We start from the raw sequence: 20334 nt of genomic DNA on the forward strand, positions 1-20334 counted from the left end.
CGTGAAATACCGTCGCACCCGACACGCGGCCCGGAGCGCCGGGCAACGGCAGCGAGTTCACGCCCTGCCACGCGCACCCACTGAGCGGGGCCATCGCACACAGCGCCACGGCGAGCGGCCGCCAGATCTTCGCACGCGTCATGAGGCAGGCCCTTCGGCTGGCAGCAGCATCCCCGGCAGAGTGGCCGGCGGCGGTGGTTCCGGGCCGGTGTAGCCGGGCATCAGTTTCGCTTCGCTGTAGATCAGCTGATCGGGGCGTGGCGTGGGTCCCAGGAACGGGTTGACCGGAATCGGCAGGTAGTTGAAATTCAACAGCCGCAGCGCCGGGCCGAGATACTCGGCGCACTTCTTCGCGCCCTCCGCCGGATCACCGCCCTGGATGCCTGCGATTGCGCCGCAGACGAACTGGGCCGGATTGGAGAACCCGTTGACCGCGAACATACCGTTGGCCGTCCCGGACACCGGGTCGTAGATGTTGTAGAAGTTCGACATCACCGTCGGGAACACGTGCAGGAGCTCTTCGAGTTCCTTCTTGTTCCCGACCAGGGTCTGCGTGACATCGGTCAGGCGGGTCACCGACTCGGCCGTGCGGTTGTTGACGCTCGACATGAAGCGCTGGATGTCCCCGACCGCAACCGACAGGTCCGTCAGCGCCGCGTCGAGATCCGTGCGGCTTGAATCGAGGACACTCGACAGCGTCGCCAGTCGGTCCTCGAACTGCACGATCTGAGTATTGCTGCCCCGCAATGCCGTGACGAAGACCTGCAGGTTCTTGATGGTGTCGACGATGTTCCCGTTGCCGTCGGCCAGCACCCGGCTCACTCCCGACAATTGCGCGAGGGTATCCCGCAGCCGATCACCGTTGCCGGCCATGGCATTTGCCGCGCTGTCGACGAAGCGGCCCGCGACGGACGTGTCGCCGGGCTTGGTCGGCCCGAGCTCGGTGACCATCCGCGTCAGCTGCTCTTTGACTTCGTCCCACTCGACGGGGACGGCGGTGCGCGAGACGGGGATGACCGAGCCTTCCCTCAGCGTGGGACCCGTCGTGCGGTATGCCGGTGTCAGCTGGACGTAGCGAGCAGCCACCAGGTTCTGCTGGACGATCACCGCTTTGACATCGGCCGGGATCGGTACGTCCCGATCCACGTTGAGCGTCAGCTTCACCGTCTGGCCTTGCGGCTGGACATCCGACACGGTGCCGACCTTGACGCCGGACACCCTGACTTCGTCACCCGAGTACAGACCGGTCACGCGGGTGAAGATGGCACCGAAGGTCCTGGGGCCCAACATGTTTCGGTAGCCGACGTAGATGCCGGCGGCGAGCGCGGCACCCACCAGCGCCACGGCCAGGATTCGAATCAGCATACGACGCGTCATCAGTGCGGCACCTGCCCCACGGTCGGTCCCTCGGTCTCTTCGCGGTTGTAGCAATGGTCGAAGCTGTATGGCGGCTTGAACCCGTTGCGCTCACCACCGCAGTTCGGCCACGGGAAGAGCGTCCGGGGCTGTACTCCGAGCGCGGCGTCGATGAACGGTTGCATCTCGTGTCCGTCAATCAGATTGGCCACGAACGCGTTGTAGTACCCGCCGTTGTTGACCGCCTCGCCCTGCGTCATCACGACCTTCTTCAGGCCCGGGATCGCCTTCGCAATGTTGTCCTTGTTCTTTTCCAGCACGGCCACCACCGAGTTGAGGCGATCCAGTGCCGGCGCCAATTGGGCTTCATTGTCGTGCACCACGGCCGACAACTGCTTGGCCACCGCGGAGGTATTGGCCAGCAAGGTCACGATGGCGTCGCGCCGCTCCACCAGCATGCCGAGCAGCGAATTCGCGTTCAGGATAAGGGTGTTGAGCTGGTCGCTACGCTGCGACAGCACGTTTGTGACGTCCGACGCGCTCTTCAGCAGCTCCGACAGCGACCGGTTGCGATCGTTGAGCGTCCGCGACAGTCTGGACACCCCATCGAAGGTAGGGCCAAGTTGGGGCGCGATCTGGTCGAGGGTCTGCGACAGCAGATCAAGCGACTGGCTCAGCTGGTTGGTGTCGGTCCCGGCCGTGTTCTTCGTCAGCTCATTGACCGCGTCCGTCAGTGAATACGGTGACGAGGTACGGGAAATCGGGATCACCGACCGCGGTTTGAGCGGCTTGTCCCCCGCTGACACCAGGGCGAGCGTGCGCGCGCCCAACAGCGTTCCGGTCCTGATGTGGGCGGAGGTGTCCGAACCCAGGGATACCCGGCCGTCCACCGTGAAATCGACTACGGCATCACCGTTTTTCAGTGACACCTTCGACACCGTGCCGACCTTCATGCCCGACACCATGACGTTGTTGCCGACCCCCAGTCCGCCGGCTTCGGCGAAGACGGCCGAGTACCGCACCGACATCGCCCAGTCCCGGAACTTGTCCGGCGACAGGCCGACCAGGATCACCAGGATCACGGTCACGACGCCGATGATGCCGACGCGGATCAGGCGCGGGTTGCCATATTTCAGCATCTACTGGCACCTCCCCGCGTTGGACCTGATCCACGGCATGACGACCACCCGGCCTTCGCGGTCGTTGACCCGGATGGTGAGATCGCAGATGTAGTACTGGATCCAACTGCCGTATGCGCCGGTTCGCGCCTCCTTGCGGTAGTTCTCCGGTGCGCGTTGCAGTGCGGTGTCCAAAGTCTGCTTGTCCTGATCCAGGTTGTTCCCGAGCCGCAGCAACTGGTTCACGGTGCCGGCCAACGGTTTCCGGGTCTGGCTGAGCAGATCGGAGATGGAAGCCGTGCCCTTGTCGAGGGATTCTATGGCGGCGCCGATCGGGTCACGGTCTGCCGACAAACCGCTCACCAGGCGCTCCAGCCGGTCGACAGACGTCGAGAACTTGTCACCGTCGCGCGCCATGGTGCCGATGAGCAGCTTCAGGTTGTCGATCAGCTGCTTGATCACTTCGTTGTTGTCCGCCAACGAGCCACTGAACGAGGACGTATGCGACATCAGCGAATTGATCCCATCGGACTGTCCCTGGAAGACCTGCAACAGCGACGAGGTCAGGGCATTGACGTCCTGGGGATTGAGCCCCTGCACAACAGGTTTGAGCCCACCCAGCAGTAGATCCAGGTCCAGGGCGGGTGCCGTCCGCTCCAGCGGGATGGTGGACCCGGCCGGCAGCACCTGGGTGGGCCCGGGTGCGTCGACGAGGTCGAGGTAGCGATCACCGACGAGGTTCAGATAGCGGACCTCCGCACGCGTACCGGCCGTGACCGGGATGGCGTTGTCGGCGTTGAACGTCACCGTGACCTTGCGGTCGTCGCCGAGCTCGAGTCCGGTGACAGTGCCGACGCGGATGCCTGCGACCCGCACGGAGTTCCCGGCCCGCAGACTCGACGCGTCGGCGAACACCGCCTTGTAGTCCTTGGTGGATCCGGTTCGGGTCTCGCCGAGGACCATGAACAGGAAGCCTGATGCGATCATCATGACGACGGCGAAGATCGCGAACTTCACTGCCGCTCCGCGTGCGTTCATCGTCCGGGCTGTCCGATCTGCGCGGTGTTGCGCGGCGGGCCGTCGATGGGTCCGTACAGCAGCTGCTTGAGCCCGTCGCTGTTGAGGATGATGTTCTGGTTGCCGTACTTGAACGGGTTGGTGCCGGTGTCGGTCACCACGTAGTTCGGATGCTGTTCGAAAGCCACGGGCAGCACCTCGCAGCGTGGACCACCCTTGGCCGCCACCTTCGGCAGATCGCCCGGGTAGCGGTAGCGCTCATGGCCCCACAGGAAGCTCGCCGACAGCGGCAGCCCGCCCGGCGCTGGGTCCTGAGGCTGAGATCCGAAGTCCGCCAAGCCCTTCAGTGAACAGGTGAGAGCCGGGTTGTACCGGTCGAACAGCCCGGTCGTCGGCAGGAAGAGGCGCATCACGTTGGCCAGCGCCTGGTGGTTCGCGGCGACGAACGCGTTGCCGGTATCGGCAAAGGTGCTCATGCTCTTCAGCGTGGCGTCGAGGTTCTGCTGCTTGTCGACGATGGATTTACTGATCTTGGTCGCGTTGCGGGTGATCTGCACCAGGTCGTTCGCGGCATTGTTGTAGGAGTCGAGCACCGTTGGCGCCGTGGACATCTCCCGCTGCATGGTCGGCAGGGCCGGCTCGATCGTGGCGAGCAGGTTGTCCACGTTCACCAGCGTCTGCCCGAATGCGTTGCCACGGCCCGACATCCCGCGCGACAGCGCGCCCAACGTCTCGTTCAGCTTCGTGGGTTCGACTTCGGCCAGGACCGAGGTCAATTGTTCGAACACGGTGTTGATCTCCACGGTGACGTGGTCGGCCGGCACCACCGCCCCAGCCGCCAGCGGTTTGGGCGATGGGTTGTCGGGAGCGTTGAACTCGACGAATTTCGCGCCGAACGCGGTAGACGAGGCAATGTCGACCGTTGCGTTGGCCGGGATGAGTTCGAGTTGGCCGGGGTTCATCTCGAGGTGCAACTCGGCCTTGCCGTCTGGCCGTTCGTCGATCGAGGCGACCCGGCCGACCTCCACGCCGCGCATCTTCACCTTCGCGTCCGGGTTCATCACCAGACCTGCTCGCTCGGCGAGCACCGTCACCGGCACCGAGCCGGTGAACTCTCCGCTGAACCGCGCCAACGCGAAGGCGACCAGGGCCGCGATCACCGTGACGACTCCCGCGCCGGCCAGCAGCCGCGTCGTGTTTTTCGTCATCCCGATCATCCGGACAGGTTGAAGTTGCCGTTGGTGCCGTAGATCGCCAGGGAGACCAACAGCGTGACCGAGACGGTCGCGATCAGTGACGTGCGCACCGCGTTGCCGACCGCCACACCCACGCCGGACGGCCCGCCGGAGGCGAAGAATCCGTAGTAGGTGTGGATCAGCAGGATGACCAGCGCCATCAGAATCGCTTGCAGGAACGACCAGAGCAGATCGACGGGGTTGAGGAACGTCGCGAAGTAATGGTCATACAGGCCCGCGGACTGCCGGAACAGGTACACCGTCACGAACCGGCTGGCCAGGAACGACAGGATCACCGCGATCGCGTACAACGGCACGATCGCGACCATGCCCGCGACGATGCGCGTCCCGACCAGATAGGCCACCGGCGGAATAGCCATGGATTCGAGCGCGTCGATCTCCTCGTTGATCCGCATCGCGCCGAGCTGCGCGGTCGCGCCCGCGCCGAAGGTCGCCGCCAGGCCGATGCCGGCGATCACGGGAGCAGAGATGCGCACGTTGATGAACGCCGCGAGGAACCCCGTCAGCGCCTCGATGCCGATGTTGCCCAGGGAGCTGTACCCCTGCACCGCCAGCGTGCCACCGGCCGCCAGGGTCAGGAAGCCCACGATGACGACCGTGCCGCCGATGAGTGCCAATGTGCCTGCACCCATGCTGATCTCAGCGACCAGGCGGATGGTCTCGCGGCGGTAGCGCAACGCGGCTAACGGTGCGCCCACCAACGCCATCCAGTAGAACATGCCGTGGTCGCCGATACCGCCCAAGACGTCGGCGGGCTTGCGCAGCATCCGCACGAATCTCGGGAACCGGTGGCGCAGAATCACTTCTGTCGACATGACAGCCTCATTTCACCGTCATCCGGATACCGATGGCAGTGACCACCACGTTGACGACGAACAGCGCCATGAAGGCGTACACCACGGTCTCGTTGACCGCGTTGCCCACGGCTTTGGCGCCACCTCCGGAGATCGCCAGTCCCCGGTAACACGCGATCAGGCCGGCGATCAGCCCGAACAGCGCCGCCTTGACACACGAGATGATCAGCTCGGGCACTCCCGTCAGCAGCGTGATACCGGCCCCGAACGCACCGGGGTTCACGTCCTGGACGAATACCGAGAACACATAGCCGCCAAGGATTCCGATGATGCAGACCAGACTGTTCAGCAGCAGTGCCACGATCCCGGAGGCCAGCATCCGCGGCGTCACCAACCGCTGGACAGGGTTGATGCCCAGCACTTCCATCGCCTGAATCTCTTCGCGGATGGTGCGGGAGCCGAGATCGGCGCAGATCGCGGTGGCGCCCGCGCCCGCGACGATGAGCACCGTCACCATCGGACCGACCTGGGTCACCGCGCCGAAAGCCGCGCCGGCCCCGGACAGGTCCGCAGCTCCGAGCTCCCGCAGCAGGATGTTGAGGGTGAAGCTCACCAGCACGGTGAACGGGACCGCCACCAACAGCGTCGGAACCAGCGAAACCCTTGCGATGAACCAGGATTGGTTCAGGAACTCCTGGACGTGAAACGGGCGCTGGAAGATGAACCCGAAGGCGTCGGCGCCCATCGAGAACAGGCCGCCGACGGCCTGCATCGGCTTGCCGAAACCACGGCCCAGCGCCGGCAACCCGGACGACCAGTGGTCCTGTCCTTTATGCGCGGCCATCGGCGGGCCCTTCCAGAATGGTCACCGCGGACACTGCGGTCGGGCCACCGAGGTTGTGGGCCAACCCGATTCGCGCACCGTCGACCTGGTTGTGCGCTTCGCCCCGGAGTTGGGCGAACAGCTCGACGCATTGGGCGACGCCGGTGGCGCCCGGCGGGTGGCCCTTGCATTTGAGCCCGCCGCTCGGGTTGACCGGCAATGCGCCGGTGACGGTGGTGACGTCGGCCTCGACGAGCTTGTAGGCCTCGAAGCGGTCGGCGAAACCGAGGTCCTCGTAACTCATCAACTCGATGCCGGTGAAGAAGTCGTGTACTTCGGCCACGTCGATGTCCGCCGGGGCCAGGCCTGCCATCGCGAAGGCCTGCTTGGCGGCGCGCGTGGTCGCCGGGAAGCAGGTCATGTCCAGCTTGTGCTGATGCATCACCGAGTCCAGCCCGAGCCCGGTACCGCGAATCCACACCGGCCGGTTGGTGAAACGGTCGACGACGTCTTCGGACGCCAGTAAAAGTGCTGCGGCGCCATCACTTTGGGGTGCACAGTCGTACGCGCCGAACGGCGTGACGACCGTCGGCGCGGTCAGCGCCTCCTCCAGCGTGATCTCGAAGCGCAACCGCGCCTTGGGGTTGGTCATGCCGTGTCGATGATTCTTGACCGCGACCATCGCCAGGTGCTCCCGGGTGGCCGGCGACTCGTGCAGATAGCGGGCCACGTGCAGCGCGAATCCGGCCGGCGCCACCAGGCCCAGCGGGTAGTCCCATGCCATGTCGCGGGCCATGGCTTCCCACTCCCACAGCATGTGCTTGGTGGAGGTCTCGCGCAGCTTGTCCGCACCCATCACGAGTGCGACGTCGAACGCGCCGGAGGCAATGCCGAACATGGCGTTGCGAACGGCGTCATTGCCCGTCGCACAGGAGTTCTCAACCCGCGTCACCGGCAGTTCGGGCAGCCCGAGCGTGTCGGCGAGGATGCCTGACGGGAATCCGTCCGAGGTTCCCATCGAGCCGAACCACGCCGCCTGCACGTCGGTCTTCGCCAGCCCCTTGTCGACGCTGGCGGCGCACTCGGCGAACGCCATGGGCAGCAGATCCTTGATGCCCAACGCGAAATGCTCACCGAAAAAGGTCATGCCCGCGCCGACGATGGCGACGTTTCTCACGCGTCCCCCTCACCTGTCGGCAACACTGGGACCCCCGATGTGGAGCGAGTATTCCTCACGCGGCCACCCGTTCGGGCACAAATGCATATCCGTAATCGGGGACTCCGGACCTGACGGCGACGCGCCGCAGCACCAGGCTGCCCTGATCGCCGATGTGAACGGTGCCCGCCGCGGCGCCGGCCACTTTCACGAGCGCACGAATGCCTACTCCGTCCAATTCGACGATCACCAACGAATACGGCGAGCGCAGGCCGGGAACGGGGATGTGCACGGTCGTCTCGGTGTAGACGCGGCCCGTGCGCGGCAGTGGCACCAATTCGTATGCGGTGTCGAGCGATCCGTCGGCCCCGACCCGATAGCGCGGCGGAAAGTCCAGTTGGCCGGTCACGGGGCAGCGGCCGGCTTCCCAGCGCACCTTGGCCTCGAAGGCGCGCTCGTAAGCCGCCAGCGAGATGGGCAGCTCGGCGCCTTCGGACAGCGTGGTGACCGGCAACTCCTGCACCGGTGGTTCACGCCGGAACACCTGCGCGACACCGGAACTCACGGTCAACCCGGACAGGCTCGCCTGCTCGACAGCCACCAACGGCCCGGAGATCGCAGCCTCGGCCATCGCTGCCAGTGCGAACAAACCCGCGCTCGCACCGATCGTCGGCAGCTCGGCGGGTTCTCCGATACACAGCTCGCGCGCGGTGGCATGGTCCACCCCGGCCAGGGCAGCGGGCGTGTCCAGCCAGGCCGCCTGCAGGCTCGCGACGAGTCCGCGTTCGTGCAGCAGGTGGGGGTCGCCGTAGTCGTGGACGCCGCCGTCGGCGTTGCGGGTGCGCACCGGCAGACTGCGGGTCACCCGCGCGGCCGTCCGCACGGACAGCCCCGTGTCGGCCAGCAGCGCCGCGGCCGCGCCGGCGGGCTGCAGGTCCACGCCGATCACCAAGGTGCGGGACCGGGCGGAGCTCAGCGCGTCGAGGGCGGCCGGAGCGCCGCCCAGCCGCTCGTCGACCTCGAGCTCGGGGTCGAGCCCGAGACCGGCCAGCAGAACCGCCCCGTTACTGCTGTCCAGCATGGGCAGGTCACGGCTGACCAGCACTACTTTTTCCACCGCGGTGCTCCCGGTCAGCGCGGCGCGGCCGGCCTCGACAGCCAGCGTGATGGCGTCCTCGTCGTCGGCGACCATCCGACCGTTCCGGGTACCCCAGCACGGCAGATACGTTCCGACCGATGCGACGTTAGGCATCGACGCCGCGCATCACGAGACCACCGTGGCGAAGGTCTTCGACTCGAGGAACTCCTCGAGTCCGGCGGTCCCCATCTCCCGGCCGATACCCGACTGCTTGTAGCCGCCGAACGGGCTGTCGGGGCTGAAGTAGTTGCCGCCGTTGATGGAGAACGTTCCGGTCCGGATCCGGCGCGCCACGCTCAGCGCGCGGTCCTGGCTGCCGAACACCGCCCCGGACAGGCCGTAGATGGAGTTGTTGGCGATCCGCACCGCGTCGTCGTCATCGTCGTACGCGATCACCGCGAGCACCGGGCCGAAGACCTCTTCCTGCGCGATCTCGCTGTCGGGGTCGACGTTGGTCAGCAGGGTCGGGGTATAGAAGTAGCCGGGGTCGACCTTCTCGCCACCGGTCACCAGCGTCGCGCCGGCCTCGACGGCGCGCTTGACCATGCCGTCGACCTTGTCCCGCTGCTTCTCACTGATCAGTGGGCCCATGTACGTCTTGGGGTCGGCCGGATCGCCGTACCGCACCATGGCGAAGTTGTTCTTCACCAGCTCGACGATCTCGTCCTGGTGGGCGCGCGGCACCAACAGTCGCGACGTCAGGGCGCAGCCCTGTCCGGCATGCGTGACCATGCTGAACGCGGTGAACAGGGCCGCCGTGTTGAAGTCGGCGTCGTCGAGCACGATCGCGGCGGACTTGCCGCCCAGTTCCAGGAACACCCGCTTGAGGGTGTCGCTGGCGGCCGCCATGATGCGCCGGCCCGTCGGCGTGGATCCCGTGAACGTCACCATGTCGACGTCCGCGCTGCTGGTCAGCGCCGCACCGACAGCGGGATCGGCGCCGCTGAGCACGTTGACCACGCCGGCCGGGATGTCGGTGTGGTTGGCGATCAGCTCCCCCAGCGCCAGCGTGACCAATGGGGTGTCCGGCGCGCCCTTCAAGATGACGGTGCAGCCGGCGGCCAGGGCGGGCGCCAGCTTCGCCAGCGCCAGCTGGTTCGGGTAGTTGTACGCGATGATCGCGGCCACCACCCCGCCGGCTTCCTTTTCCACCCAGCGGTGGTGCTGCATACCGCGGATCTCGACATTGCCGAGGTCTTCGGTCATCGAAAAGGTCTTCAGCAGTTCGGCGTAGTAGCGCACGATGTCGATGGGCTGGTCGAGTTGAGCGCCGGCGCACAGCGCTGCGGTGGCACCGACCTCCGCGGTCGTGAGCGCGGCAAGTTCGTCGCGGTGGTCCAGCAGAGCGCGATGGAGCTGTTCCAGGCAGTGCACCCGGAAGGCGGAGTTCGTCGACCAGTCGGTGGTGTCGAAGGCCCGGCGGGCGGCGGCCACCGCCGCCACGGCGTCGGCCACCGTGGCATCGGGCGCATGACCCAGCACTTCCCCGGTTGCCGGATTCCGGGACGGAAACGTGCGCTCTGCGTTCTGGAGCCGGCCGTCGATGAGTAGCCGTCGGCCGACTGCCTCAGCGGTGTCCTGCGGCATCCATCCTCCTCGCTTGCGGGAATGCCATTCTCATTCTTCGCAAACATTACATTCAATTACCGAGAATGTGAACGAGATTGTGCCGACAGATTTACCACTGAGGCTCTACCGTAGGGGCATGACGCTGCGCGCCCGGACCGTCCCGAAGAAGTTTGCCGTTCTCGCCGCGGCCGTCGTCCTGGCCGGTATGGTGCCCCTCTCCGTCGCACCGCCCGCCGCCGCCGACGAGAAGCCGCTGGGCGACAACAGCCAGCGCCTGCGGTTCTACGGCACCGAACTGAACGGCGCCCTGTTCGACGGCCGCACGCTGCTCGGAAAACCGGCGGTGATCTGGTTCTGGTCGCCGCCGTCGTTCTGCGGCATCTGCCTGGCCGAAGCGCCCGTCATCAGCCGCGTGGCGGCCGCCAATCCGCAGGTCAGCTTCCTGGGGATCGCCGGCCGCGGGGCGGTCGGGAGCATGCAAAGCGTCGTCGCCGACAACAACCTCAGGTTCCCGAACCTGACGGACGCCAACGGCCAGCTGTGGCAGTCCTTCTTCGTACCGTGGCCACCGGCGTGGGCGTTCATCCGCCCCGACGGTGACGGCTACCTGATCAACGACATCACCTCGCCGATGACCGAAGATGCGCTGACCGCCCGGGTCGCCGCTCTCACCGCCCCATGAGGCCGGCCATCCGGCTCGTCAGCCGAGCGAGAATGTTATTCTCGCAATTTGAGAGCCAGCCGAGCGCAGGTTGGCCCACCAACCGACGGAGCTGCCGGTGACCGCCCTCCACCTCCACGGACTCGCGTTCGCGCTTTGCCTCACCGCAGCAGCGATGACGGCGCCGCCGGCCACCGCAGACCAAGGCGAGGACTACCTCCTCCAAGAGCTGCGGAAAACGAATCTGAAATGGATGGCACCCGGCGGCGAACCCGACATCCTGGGTATCGGCTACGACATCTGCGGCGACTGGGCCGCCGGGGTGCCCTACGCCGACGAAGTCGCCGGACGCATCGGCCCGCCCGGCTGGTGGTCACAGCGCAACGCGCGGTTCTTCATCGCGCTGTCCACGCGATCGTTGTGCCCCGGGTTCTTCCTGGAGAAGGTGCCGCCGGCCGATCAGGAACTGATCGTGCAGCCGAAGCGCGCCTGGCCGCCGGATCCGCTGCCGCGGAACTGACCACACCCAAAGACGAAGATGGCGCCGCCGGCAATACTGCCGGCGGCGCCATCTCGCGGGTGACGTCGGATCAGACCGTGACGAGCCGGGCGAGGTTGCCGCCCATGATCTTTGCCTGATCGTCGACCGGCAGGTGCTGCAGCGCGGTCACGTAGTGCGTCGGCTCGGCCAGACCCTCGGGGTGCGGCCAGTCGGAGCCGTAGAGCACCTGGTCGACACCGACCAGGTTGATCAGGTCGTCGATGCCCTCTTCATAGAACGGGCTGACGTGGATACGGTTCTTGATCTCCTCCATCGGATTACCGAGGAAGGCCTCGGGCGCCTTCTTGTAGACCTCGGCCATCTGATCGAGCAACGGGAACATCCATTTCGACCCCGCCTCGACGATGCCGACCTTCAGTTTGGGATGACGGAACAGCGCGCCGTGGATCACCCACGAGGCCACGGCATCCTGGATCGGACGCCATTCGTTGAGGATCGACATCGCATTGGTCTGGAACGGCAGCATCTCCTGCGCGCCGCCGTCCCATTCGGAGGTGTACCGGGAGTAGCCGCTGTCCGACGAGTGCATACCGACGAAGACGTCGTACTCGACGCACTTCTGCCAGAACGGATCGAACTCAGGAAGCGCGAACGAACGCGGGCCGCGGAATCCGGGCACCGGCGCCGGGCGGACCAGAATGGCACGCGCACCGCGCTTGACACACCATTCCAGCTCTTCGATGGCCTTCTCGACGATTGGCAGGGTGATCACCGGGGTGGTGAAGATGCGGTTCTTGTAGTTGAAGCCCCACACCTCGTCCAGCCACTGGTTCAGCGAGTGGATGAGGACATGGATGGCGACCGGATCGTCGCGCAGCCGTTCCTCAATCAGGCTGGCCAGCGTCGGGAACATCAACGTGCGATCGAGACCCAGCTGGTCCATGAGCTCGAGCCGCGGAGCGGGCTCGAAGAACGCCGGGATGGCCTTCATCGGCTCACCGAAGAGCTCGCGCCGAGTCTTGCCCTCGGGGTTGCCGTACTTGAAGTACTCCTCCCAGGCACCCGGCCTGGCCACCACCGAGAACGTGGGGTTCGGGATGTAGTTGCTGATCTGGCCACGGATCGCAATCTTGGTCCGGCCGTTGACCTCGACGTACTGGACGACGTCCTGGTACTCCTTGGGCAGGTACTTGGTCAGCGCCTCCGGCGGCTCGTAGAGGTGGTTGTCCGCGTCGAACAGCGGAAACGGAATGTCGACCCGATGCGACAGTTGTCCCATGAAATTCTCCTTCGCGATTCATGAGAATCTTATTCTCATATGGCGCGAACACGCAATCGCTTCAGCGTGGTTGCCGGTCTGCGGCCTAGTTGTCGGCGGCCGGGTCGAGCTTGCGGAGGTACCGGTCGAAGTACGCCAGGATCTCGTCGTGACCGACGGAGACCCCGAGCGCGGCCTCCATGGTCAACAGCTGCGACATCCCCACGATCAGGGAGATCGCGACGATCGGCGGCAGTTCGTCGGCATCGATGCCGTGTTGCGCCAGAACGGAGCCGACCAGCTCCGCCTGCCCTTCCAGGAACTGCTGCGCAGCACCGGCGATCTCGGTCCCGAGCTCTTTGCGATGGTTGGCCAGCGCCGCATATTCCATGATCAACGCGGTGTCGCGGTTCTCGATGAGGAACGTCCACAACGCCCGTAGCGGGTTCGGCGCCAGCAGGATCATCGACTGCGCCGCCAACCCCTGATCGGTCCGGCGCCGGAATGCGGCCAGGAACAGATCGTCCATGGTTCGGAAGTAGTAGTGGACGAGTTGCGGTTTGAGTCCGGCCCGTTCAGCGACCTTCCGCGACGTCACCGCGGCGTAGCCCTCGTCGAGCATCAACGCCTCGGCGGCGTCGAGTAAGGCCCCGCGGTTCTTCGCCTCGGGTCCGCCGATCCTTCGCTCCGATGCCATGCCGTCACTGTCCGTTCTCGATCGCTGCCGCGCCGATCGTAATTGTCCGAATCGCGCCGTGTGACCTTGACCACGCCACAACTCAGATGCTAAGCAAGTGCCCAGCACTTTGGTTGCAATTCGATGCCTGGAGGCCAGCCCACATATGACGAACTTCGACGAGGTCGACTACTACACCGACCAGTCACTCGTAGCCGATCCGCACCCGTACTTCGACCACCTGCGCAGCAAGTGTCCGGTGACGCGCGAGCAGCACTACGGCGTCGTGGCCGTGACCGGCTGGGAAGAGGCCAATGCGGTCTACAAGGATGCCGATTCGTTCTCCGCATGTGTAGCGGTGACCGGGCCGTTCACCCCACTGCCCTTCACCCCCGAGGGCGACGACATCTGCGACCAACTCGCCGAGCACCGCACCGCAATCCCCATGTACGAGCACATGATCACCATGGATCCGCCCGAGCACACCCGCGCCCGCTCGCTGCTGTCCCGGCTGCTGACGCCCAAGCGCCTCAAGGAGAACGAGGACTTCATGTGGCGGCTCGCCGACCGCCACATCGATGAGTTCATCGCTGACGGCAAGTGCGAGTTCCTGGCCTCCTACGCCCGGCCGTTCTCCTTGCTCGTCGTCGCCGACCTGCTCGGTGTCCCCGAGGAGGACCACGAGGAGTTCCGGCAGGCGTTCGGCGCCGAGCGCCCCGGCTCTCGCGTCGGCGCACTCGACCACGAACCGCTCGCGTCCAACCCACTGGAATGGGCCGACGAGAAAGTCGGCCAGTACCTCGAGGACCGCCGCAGCCACCCCCGCGACGACGTGCTGACCTCGCTCGCCACGGCCAAGTACGAGGACGGGTCCACACCCGAGATCAGCGACGTCGTCAAGACCGCGACGTTCCTCTTCGGCGCCGGACAGGAGACGACCGCGAAGCTGCTCACCGCCGCGATGCGCTTCCTCGGCGAGCAACCCGACCTGCAGAAGCGGCTGCGCGAGGACCGCAGCCGCATCCCGAACTTCGTCGAGGAATGCCTGCGGATGGAGAGTCCGGTCAAGACGCTGCACAGGTTGGCGCGCAAGTCCACCAAGGTCGGCGACGTGGACGCCCCGGCCGGCACCGTCGTCATGATCAGCCCCGGCGCGGTCAACCGGGATCCGCGGCGGTTCGACCAGCCCCACGAATTCCAATTGGACCGCAAGAACGTTCGCGAGCACCTGGCCTTCAGCCGGGGTGTGCACTCCTGCCCGGGGGCACCACTGGCCCGCGTCGAAGGCCGGGTGTCGCTGGAGCGGATCCTGGACCGCCTGGGCGACATCCAACTGGACGAAGCCGCACACGGCACGGACGGCAATCGGCGTTACAACTACGAGCCGACCTTCGTCCTGCGCGGCGTCACCGACCTGAGCATCAACTTCACACCGTTGGCCGCCAAGGCCTGAGCCTGCGAGAAAAGCAGATGTCCCCCAAAACCGTTGTTTTGGGGGACATTTGCGCCTCGTGGTGGTCGCTAGGTCACCGCGCCGGCCGACTTGAGTTCGATGATGCGGTCCCAGTCCATCCCGAGCTCCAACAGGATCTCCTCGGTCTGCTCGGCGAAGCCGGGCGCCGGGCCGGTCTGCGGCGGGGCCACGTCGAATTGCACTGGGTTCGCGACCAATTCGAGCTCGCCGGCCTGCACCAGGTAGTCGTTGGCCCGGATTTGCGCGTCTTTGGCAGCCTGCAACGTGTCCTGGACCGGCGCCCACGGGCCAGAGAGGGTGGCGAACCGCTCACTCCACTCCGCCAGCGTCTTGGTTGCCATCGCCTTGCCCAGAATCTCCACGGCCGCTGCGGTATTGGCCGCGACATCCTGCGCCGTCGCGAATCGCGGATCATCGATGTACTCGTCGAGTTCCATGTGCCGGCATACGTCGGCCCAGAACTTGGTCGGCTGCATCATGACCAGCGAGATGATCCGTCCGTCGGACGTTTCATAAAGGCCCACAAGAGGATTGACGGGCGAACCGTGCACGCCCGGGGCCGGCGCCTCCATCAGCTGACCGAGGTGCGATGTCAGCGCGACGGTATGACCCATCGACCACAGCCCGCTGCCCAGCAGCGAGACGTCGACGACCGACGGCACACCGGTGCGCTCCCGCTTGAACAACGCCGCCGCGATGCCGCCGGCCAGGTTGGTCCCGGAAATGGTGTCGCCGTAGGCCGGCCCCGGCGGCGCGATCATGCCGGGCATGCCGGGCGGTGTGATGGTCGCGGCGGTACCGGCCCGGCACCAGAATGCCGTCATGTCGTAGCCACCCTTTTCGGACTCCGCACCGCGCGGGCCCAGCGCACTGCCGCGCGCATAGATGATCGCGGGGTTGACGGCCCGAATGTCGTCGACGTCGATGGCGAACTTCTTGCGGTGACCGGGCAGGAAGCTGGTCAGGAAGACATCGGCGCGGCGCGCCAGTTCCAGCAGCACCTCGCGGCCCTCAGGGACAGCCATGTCGAGACCGATGCTCCGCTTGCCGCGGTTGGCGTGCTCGATGTTGGGGTTCGGGTCGCCCTCGACGCGCAGCATGCCGGTCTGCCGGAGACCACGCTGGGGATCACCGGTCACTGCATGCTCGACCTTGATCACGTCGGCACCCCACTCGCCGAGCACCGCGCCGCCCGACGGCACGAAGCCGTACATCGCGACTTCCAGGACTCGGACACCATCCAAGGGCCCCATCCGACCTCCTCTATTGGGAAACACAATTCTTCAATTTCGGTAATCCTACTCGCACAGAGTGCATTTTCCGACAGGCAATCGGGTACACAACCCATGGCCGGAAGCCGACCTGCACCATGCGGCTGGACCGTCGATGCAGGCAGACCTCGTTATCGGCGGTTCTGTTGCGGGACACCAAAGTAGGAGAGTATCGTTCTCAAAATCGGAAGGGAGATTTCTCTCAGTGATCTACATCGGTACCCTGTCGTGAAGAACGCCGTCGTTACCGGGGGCGGCTCCGGCATTGGTCGCGCCATCGTGGAACGCCTGCGGGCCGACGGCCTGAACGTCGCGACCCTCGACCTCAATCCAGCAGACGACGAGTTCGGCTTCACCGCCGACGTCACCGATCGCGCTCAGGTCGACGCCGCGCTCGACGGCGTCCGCAAGAAGTTCGGACCCGTCTCCGTGCTGGTGAATTCCGCCGGCCTGGAGAAATTCAAGCGGTTCACCGACCTGGAATTCGAGGACTGGCAGCGAGTGATCGACGTCAACCTCAACGGCGTCTTCCACTGCATCCAGGCGGTGCTGCCCGACATGCTGGAAGCGGGCTGGGGACGGATCGTCAACATCTCGTCGTCGAGCACCCACTCGGGACAGCCCTACATGTCGCCCTACGTGGCCGCCAAGTCGGCCGTCAACGGCCTGACCAAGTCACTGGCGTTGGAGTACGGGCCTGCGGGCATCACCGTCAACGCCGTGCCGCCCGGCTTCATCGACACCCCCATGCTGCGCAAGTCCGAGGAACGCGGATACCTGAAGGTCCAGCAGAGCATCGAGGCGACACCCGTGCGGCGCATCGGCCGGCCCGAGGACATCGCCGCAGCCTGCGCATTCTTGATCTCCGAAGAGGCCGGCTACATCACCGGACAGATTCTCGGCGTCAATGGCGGACGAAACACCTAGCGAAGGAAGGCTTTTCAATGACTTCAGTGGGACGGGTAGCAGGCAAGGTCGCCTTCATCACCGGCGCGGCACGCGGTCAGGGCCGCAGCCACGCGGTCCGGCTGGCCGAAGAAGGCGCCGACATCATCGCCGTCGACCTGTGCGCGGACATCGAGTCCATCGGATACCCGATGGCCTCGCCCGAGGATCTCGACGAGACCAGGAACCTGGTGGAGAAGACGGGCCAGCGTTGCGTCACCGCGCACGCCGACGTCCGCGAGGTCACGCAACTGCGGACGGCCCTCGACGCCGGCCTGTCCGAGTTCGGCAAGGTCGACATCGTGCTCGCGCAAGCCGGCATCGCCGGCATGAAAAGCGATGTCCCACTGCAGGCCTGGATCGACACCATCAACACCAACCTGATCGGCACCATCAACGCCATCCAGGTGTGCCTCCCGCACCTCAAAGAGGGCGCCGCCATCGTCGCCACCGGCTCCACCGCCGCGCTGATGGACGCCCATCTGAAGATGAACCCCGGCAACGACATCGGCGGCTTCGCCTACATGACGTCCAAACGCCTGCTCTCCCAATACGCCCACGACCTCGCGACCGAACTGTCGCCGCGTGGCATCCGGCTGAACGTGGTGCACCCGACCAACGTCAACACCGCCATGTTGCAGAGCCCGCCGATGTACAAATCGTTCCGGCCGGACCTGCCGAACCCGACGCGCGAAGACGCCGAGCCGGCCTTCGGAATCCAGCAGGCCATGAAGGTCAACTTCGTGGAACCGGAGGACATCAGCAACGCCATCCTGTGGCTGGTCTCCGACGAGGCCCGCTACATCACCGGCACCCAGTTGCGGGTCGACGCCGGTGGCTACCTCAAGTGGTACGACTACCACGTCTGATCGGGAGTGACAGTGAAGGTTTGGGTTGACGGGCAGCGCTGCCAGGGCCACACGCTGTGCGCGATGATCGCGCCGGATGCGTTCGTGCTCAACGACATCGACGGCACGTCGTCACCGGTTGACGAAGTCGTGGCGGCGGGACTCGAAGACGCGGTCCGCGAGGCGGCCCACTCCTGCCCCGAACAGGCCATCACGATCGAAGAGTAGCGAGAAGCGAAGGCCGATCGCGTATGAGACCAGCAGGGAGACAGGAACTTTGAGCGTCCAGGACGAGCGCAAGAAGGACACCTACCACTTCGACCGGCACACCCCGGAATACCGGCTGCAGTTCGAGCAGATCACCGAGCAGATGCAGGCCCGGTGCCCGGTGGCCTGGACCGACACCTACAACGGTCACTGGGTGGCGGCCGACAGCAAACACGTCTTCGAGTTGGCGCGCTGCCCCGTGGTGTCCAATCATCACGACGTCAGCGGCGAGACGCCGTTCCAGGGCATCACGATTCCAAAAGCCAGCCGCGCCAGCGTCGTTCGGGGTGGCATTCTCGAGATGGACGAACCCGAGCACAGCACCTACCGCGGCGCGCTGAACCCATATCTCTCCCCCGCCGCGATCAAGCGCTGGGAACCGTTCGTCGACGAGATCACCCGCGCCGCACTGGACGAACACGTCGAGTCGGGCCGGATCGACTTCGTCGAGCATCTCGCCAACGTGGTCCCCGCCGTGTTCACCCTGGCGATGATGGGTATCGAGCTCAAGAAGTGGAACGTCTACAGCGAGCCCACGCACGCCTCGGTCTACACGCCCGAACATGCGCCCGAACGCGAGAAGATCAACGAGCAGCACCGTGAGATGGGCATCGACATCATCAACAACATGATGGAGATCCGCCAGAATCCCCGGCCCGGCCTGGTCAACGCGATGCTGCAGTTGCGGATCGACGGCGAACCGGCACCCGATCTGGAAATCCTCGGCAACCTGGGGCTGATCATCGGCGGCGGATTCGACACCACGACGGCACTCACCGCGCACGCCCTCGAGTGGCTCGGGGAACACCCCGACGAGCGCGCGCGGCTCAGCAGCGACCGAGCCAACCTGCTCAACCCGGCCACCGAGGAGTTCCTCCGCTTCTTCACCCCCGCCCCGGGCGACGGGCGCACGTTCTCCGAGGACGTCGAGGTCGAGGGCCAGCAGTTCAAGCGGTACGAGCGGCTCTGGTTGTCGTGGGCGATGGCGAATCGCGACCCGGCGGTGTTCGATCAGCCGAACGAACTGATCATGGACCGGAAGGGCAACCGGCACTTCAGCTTTGGTATCGGTGTACACCGCTGCGTCGGATCCAATGTGGCCCGCACGGTGTTCAAGTCGATGCTGACCGCAGTGCTGGACCGCATGCCGGACTATCGCTGCGAGCCCGAGGGCACCGTGCATTACGACAGCATCGGCGTCATCCAGGGGATGCGGAATCTGCCCGCCTCGTTCACCCCGGGCAAGCGCCTGGGCCCCGGGCTCGACGAGACACTGGAGAAGTTGCAGCGCATCTGTAACGAGCAGGAGCTGGCCCGGCCCATCACCGAGCGCAAGGAAGCGGCCGTCATCTAGGTCCGTCATCTAGGTTTGGACTTGACCCTCACGCGACGTGAGGCACCAACCTGATCGATGTGACGCAGGAGATGCCGGTGAACGAACTCACCGTGGGCGAAGTCGCGCAGCGCTTCGGCATCACGGTTCGCACGCTTCACCACTATGACGACATCGGGTTGTTGACCCCGAGCCGGCGTGCCGCCTCGGGGTACCGGGTGTACACGTCGGCGGACCTGACGCGCTTGTCCCAGATCATCGTCTACCGCCGGCTCGAGTTTCCTCTTGACGAGATCGCGAGCCTGCTCGATGAGGGCAACGAGGTCAGCCACCTGATTCGCCAGCGCGAACGCGTCATGTCCCAACTCGATGAGCTGAAGGCGCTCGTCGAGGCCATCGATCAGGCTTTGGAGAAGGCGATGACGAACACCCCCATGACCGACGACGACATGCGCGAGCTCTTCGGCGAAGGCTTCGACGACTACCAGGCAGAGGCCGAGCAGAAGTGGGGCGACACCGCCGCGTGGCAGGAATCGCAGCGCCGGGCCAAGTCCTACACCAAAGAGGACTGGGTGCAGATCAAGTCCGAGGGCGAAGCGGTGGAGAAGGCGTTGTCGGACGCCTTCCGCGGCGGGCTCCCGGCCGATTCCGACGAGGCGATGAACGCGGCGGAACAGCACCGGCTCCACGTGAGTCGCTGGTTCTACGACTGCCCGCCGGACTTCCACCGGTGCCTGGGCGACATGTACGTCAGCGACCCGAGGTACGTCACCACCTACGACGAATCATTCGGGCTACCGGGTCTCGCGGCCTACTGCCGTGACGCCATCCACGCGAACGCGGACCGAACCGGCCACTGACCGGTTCGGCTC

20 protein-coding genes are annotated in these 20334 nt (G+C 65.6%); 8 read left to right on the forward strand and 12 right to left on the reverse strand.

Annotated features, from left to right (window positions below; all coding sequences use genetic code 11):
- Window positions 1-138: 138 nt before the first annotated feature.
- The 9 genes from TL10_RS08780 to TL10_RS08820 are packed head-to-tail and all read right to left on the reverse strand — an operon-like array spanning window position 139 to window position 10245.
- Window positions 139-1377: an MCE family protein gene (locus tag TL10_RS08780; protein WP_043985361.1), complete on the reverse strand. Its 1239-nt coding sequence runs from the start codon at window positions 1375-1377 to the stop codon at window positions 139-141.
- Window positions 1377-2495 carry an MCE family protein gene (locus tag TL10_RS08785; RefSeq protein WP_082067897.1) on the reverse strand — a complete coding sequence of 373 codons (1119 nt, stop codon included), beginning with the start codon at window positions 2493-2495 and terminating at the stop codon, window positions 1377-1379. The genes TL10_RS08780 and TL10_RS08785 overlap by 1 nt, the downstream gene beginning before the upstream one ends.
- Window positions 2496-3512: an MCE family protein gene (locus tag TL10_RS08790; RefSeq protein ID WP_043985362.1), complete on the reverse strand. Its 1017-nt coding sequence runs from the start codon at window positions 3510-3512 to the stop codon at window positions 2496-2498.
- Complete coding sequence (locus TL10_RS08795; RefSeq protein ID WP_043985454.1) at window positions 3509-4699, reverse strand: MCE family protein; 1191 nt, start codon at window positions 4697-4699, stop codon at window positions 3509-3511. Before TL10_RS08795 ends, TL10_RS08790 begins: the two co-directional genes overlap by 4 nt.
- Before the next feature lie 5 nt (window positions 4700-4704).
- Window positions 4705-5562: an ABC transporter permease gene (locus TL10_RS08800; RefSeq protein WP_043985363.1), complete on the reverse strand. Its 858-nt coding sequence runs from the start codon at window positions 5560-5562 to the stop codon at window positions 4705-4707.
- A gap of 7 nt (window positions 5563-5569) precedes the next feature.
- Window positions 5570-6385 carry an MlaE family ABC transporter permease gene (locus TL10_RS08805; RefSeq protein ID WP_043394984.1) on the reverse strand — a complete coding sequence of 272 codons (816 nt, stop codon included), beginning with the start codon at window positions 6383-6385 and terminating at the stop codon, window positions 5570-5572.
- A complete protein-coding gene (locus TL10_RS08810; RefSeq protein ID WP_043985364.1) occupies window positions 6372-7541 on the reverse strand; it encodes a thiolase C-terminal domain-containing protein in 1170 nt (389 codons plus the stop codon). Before TL10_RS08810 ends, TL10_RS08805 begins: the two co-directional genes overlap by 14 nt.
- A gap of 55 nt (window positions 7542-7596) precedes the next feature.
- On the reverse strand, window positions 7597-8772 hold the full coding sequence (locus TL10_RS08815; RefSeq protein WP_043985365.1) for a Zn-ribbon domain-containing OB-fold protein: 1176 nt from the start codon (window positions 8770-8772) through the stop codon (window positions 7597-7599).
- Window positions 8773-8784: 12 nt separating this feature from the next.
- On the reverse strand, window positions 8785-10245 hold the full coding sequence (locus tag TL10_RS08820; protein ID WP_043985366.1) for an aldehyde dehydrogenase family protein: 1461 nt from the start codon (window positions 10243-10245) through the stop codon (window positions 8785-8787).
- Window positions 10246-10363: 118 nt separating this feature from the next.
- Here TL10_RS08820 and TL10_RS08825 point away from each other — a divergent pair, with 118 nt between their 5' ends.
- A complete protein-coding gene (locus tag TL10_RS08825) occupies window positions 10364-10909 on the forward strand; it encodes a thioredoxin domain-containing protein (protein WP_043985367.1) in 546 nt (181 codons plus the stop codon).
- A gap of 97 nt (window positions 10910-11006) precedes the next feature.
- Window positions 11007-11408, forward strand: a complete 402-nt coding sequence (locus TL10_RS08830; RefSeq protein WP_043394974.1) for a DUF732 domain-containing protein — start codon at window positions 11007-11009, stop codon at window positions 11406-11408.
- 70 nt (window positions 11409-11478) lie between these two features.
- Here the strand turns inward: TL10_RS08830 and TL10_RS08835 are convergent, their stop codons facing one another.
- Window positions 11479-12669 carry an amidohydrolase family protein gene (locus tag TL10_RS08835; protein ID WP_043394972.1) on the reverse strand — a complete coding sequence of 397 codons (1191 nt, stop codon included), beginning with the start codon at window positions 12667-12669 and terminating at the stop codon, window positions 11479-11481.
- 85 nt (window positions 12670-12754) lie between these two features.
- Window positions 12755-13345 (reverse strand): TetR/AcrR family transcriptional regulator, encoded by a 591-nt coding sequence (locus TL10_RS08840; protein ID WP_043394970.1) that lies wholly within the window; start codon window positions 13343-13345, stop codon window positions 12755-12757.
- Between the two features lie 145 nt (window positions 13346-13490).
- Between TL10_RS08840 and TL10_RS08845 the strand changes: the two genes are divergently transcribed.
- Entirely contained in the window at window positions 13491-14777 is a 1287-nt protein-coding gene (locus TL10_RS08845; protein WP_043394967.1) for a cytochrome P450, read from the forward strand.
- 68 nt (window positions 14778-14845) lie between these two features.
- On the opposite strand, the gene TL10_RS08850 is transcribed toward TL10_RS08845, so the two are convergent.
- A complete protein-coding gene (locus tag TL10_RS08850) occupies window positions 14846-16051 on the reverse strand; it encodes a CaiB/BaiF CoA transferase family protein (RefSeq protein ID WP_043394965.1) in 1206 nt (401 codons plus the stop codon).
- 246 nt (window positions 16052-16297) lie between these two features.
- Between TL10_RS08850 and TL10_RS08855 the strand changes: the two genes are divergently transcribed.
- The 5 genes from TL10_RS08855 (at window position 16298) to TL10_RS08875 (ending at window position 20322) form a co-directional block, all read left to right on the forward strand.
- The gene (locus tag TL10_RS08855) at window positions 16298-16996 is read left to right on the forward strand and encodes an SDR family NAD(P)-dependent oxidoreductase (RefSeq protein ID WP_043985368.1); all 699 of its coding nucleotides are present in this window, start codon (window positions 16298-16300) and stop codon (window positions 16994-16996) included.
- A gap of 26 nt (window positions 16997-17022) precedes the next feature.
- Window positions 17023-17883, forward strand: coding sequence for a mycofactocin-coupled SDR family oxidoreductase (locus tag TL10_RS08860; RefSeq protein ID WP_043985369.1), 861 nt, complete (start codon window positions 17023-17025; stop codon window positions 17881-17883).
- Window positions 17884-17895: 12 nt separating this feature from the next.
- Window positions 17896-18090 (forward strand): ferredoxin, encoded by a 195-nt coding sequence (locus TL10_RS08865; protein WP_043394959.1) that lies wholly within the window; start codon window positions 17896-17898, stop codon window positions 18088-18090.
- 49 nt (window positions 18091-18139) lie between these two features.
- The gene (locus TL10_RS08870) at window positions 18140-19483 is read left to right on the forward strand and encodes a cytochrome P450 (protein WP_043985370.1); all 1344 of its coding nucleotides are present in this window, start codon (window positions 18140-18142) and stop codon (window positions 19481-19483) included.
- A gap of 77 nt (window positions 19484-19560) precedes the next feature.
- On the forward strand, window positions 19561-20322 hold the full coding sequence (locus TL10_RS08875) for a MerR family transcriptional regulator (protein ID WP_043985456.1): 762 nt from the start codon (window positions 19561-19563) through the stop codon (window positions 20320-20322).
- The last annotated feature ends 12 nt before the right edge of the window (window positions 20323-20334 follow it).

Source organism: Mycolicibacterium llatzerense, from assembly GCF_000878195.1.
GTDB lineage: Bacteria > Actinomycetota > Actinomycetes > Mycobacteriales > Mycobacteriaceae > Mycobacterium > Mycobacterium llatzerense.

Bases quoted from the DNA above. Each gene is read 5' to 3' on its own strand.
- TL10_RS08780 (WP_043985361.1), bottom strand. From the start codon at position 1,377: ATGACGCGTCGTATGCTGATTCGAATCCTGGCCGTGGCGCTGGTGGGT.
- TL10_RS08785 (WP_082067897.1), bottom strand. From the start codon at position 2,495: ATGCTGAAATATGGCAACCCGCGCCTGATCCGCGTCGGCATCATCGGC.
- TL10_RS08790 (WP_043985362.1), bottom strand. From the start codon at position 3,512: ATGAACGCACGCGGAGCGGCAGTGAAGTTCGCGATCTTCGCCGTCGTC.
- TL10_RS08795 (WP_043985454.1), bottom strand. From the start codon at position 4,699: ATGACGAAAAACACGACGCGGCTGCTGGCCGGCGCGGGAGTCGTCACG.
- TL10_RS08800 (WP_043985363.1), bottom strand. From the start codon at position 5,562: ATGTCGACAGAAGTGATTCTGCGCCACCGGTTCCCGAGATTCGTGCGG.
- TL10_RS08805 (WP_043394984.1), bottom strand. From the start codon at position 6,385: ATGGCCGCGCATAAAGGACAGGACCACTGGTCGTCCGGGTTGCCGGCG.
- TL10_RS08815 (WP_043985365.1), bottom strand. From the start codon at position 8,772: ATGCCTAACGTCGCATCGGTCGGAACGTATCTGCCGTGCTGGGGTACC.
- TL10_RS08820 (WP_043985366.1), bottom strand. From the start codon at position 10,245: ATGCCGCAGGACACCGCTGAGGCAGTCGGCCGACGGCTACTCATCGAC.
- TL10_RS08825 (WP_043985367.1), top strand. From the start codon at position 10,364: ATGACGCTGCGCGCCCGGACCGTCCCGAAGAAGTTTGCCGTTCTCGCC.
- TL10_RS08835 (WP_043394972.1), bottom strand. From the start codon at position 12,669: ATGGGACAACTGTCGCATCGGGTCGACATTCCGTTTCCGCTGTTCGAC.
- TL10_RS08840 (WP_043394970.1), bottom strand. From the start codon at position 13,345: ATGGCATCGGAGCGAAGGATCGGCGGACCCGAGGCGAAGAACCGCGGG.
- TL10_RS08845 (WP_043394967.1), top strand. From the start codon at position 13,491: ATGACGAACTTCGACGAGGTCGACTACTACACCGACCAGTCACTCGTA.
- TL10_RS08850 (WP_043394965.1), bottom strand. From the start codon at position 16,051: ATGGGGCCCTTGGATGGTGTCCGAGTCCTGGAAGTCGCGATGTACGGC.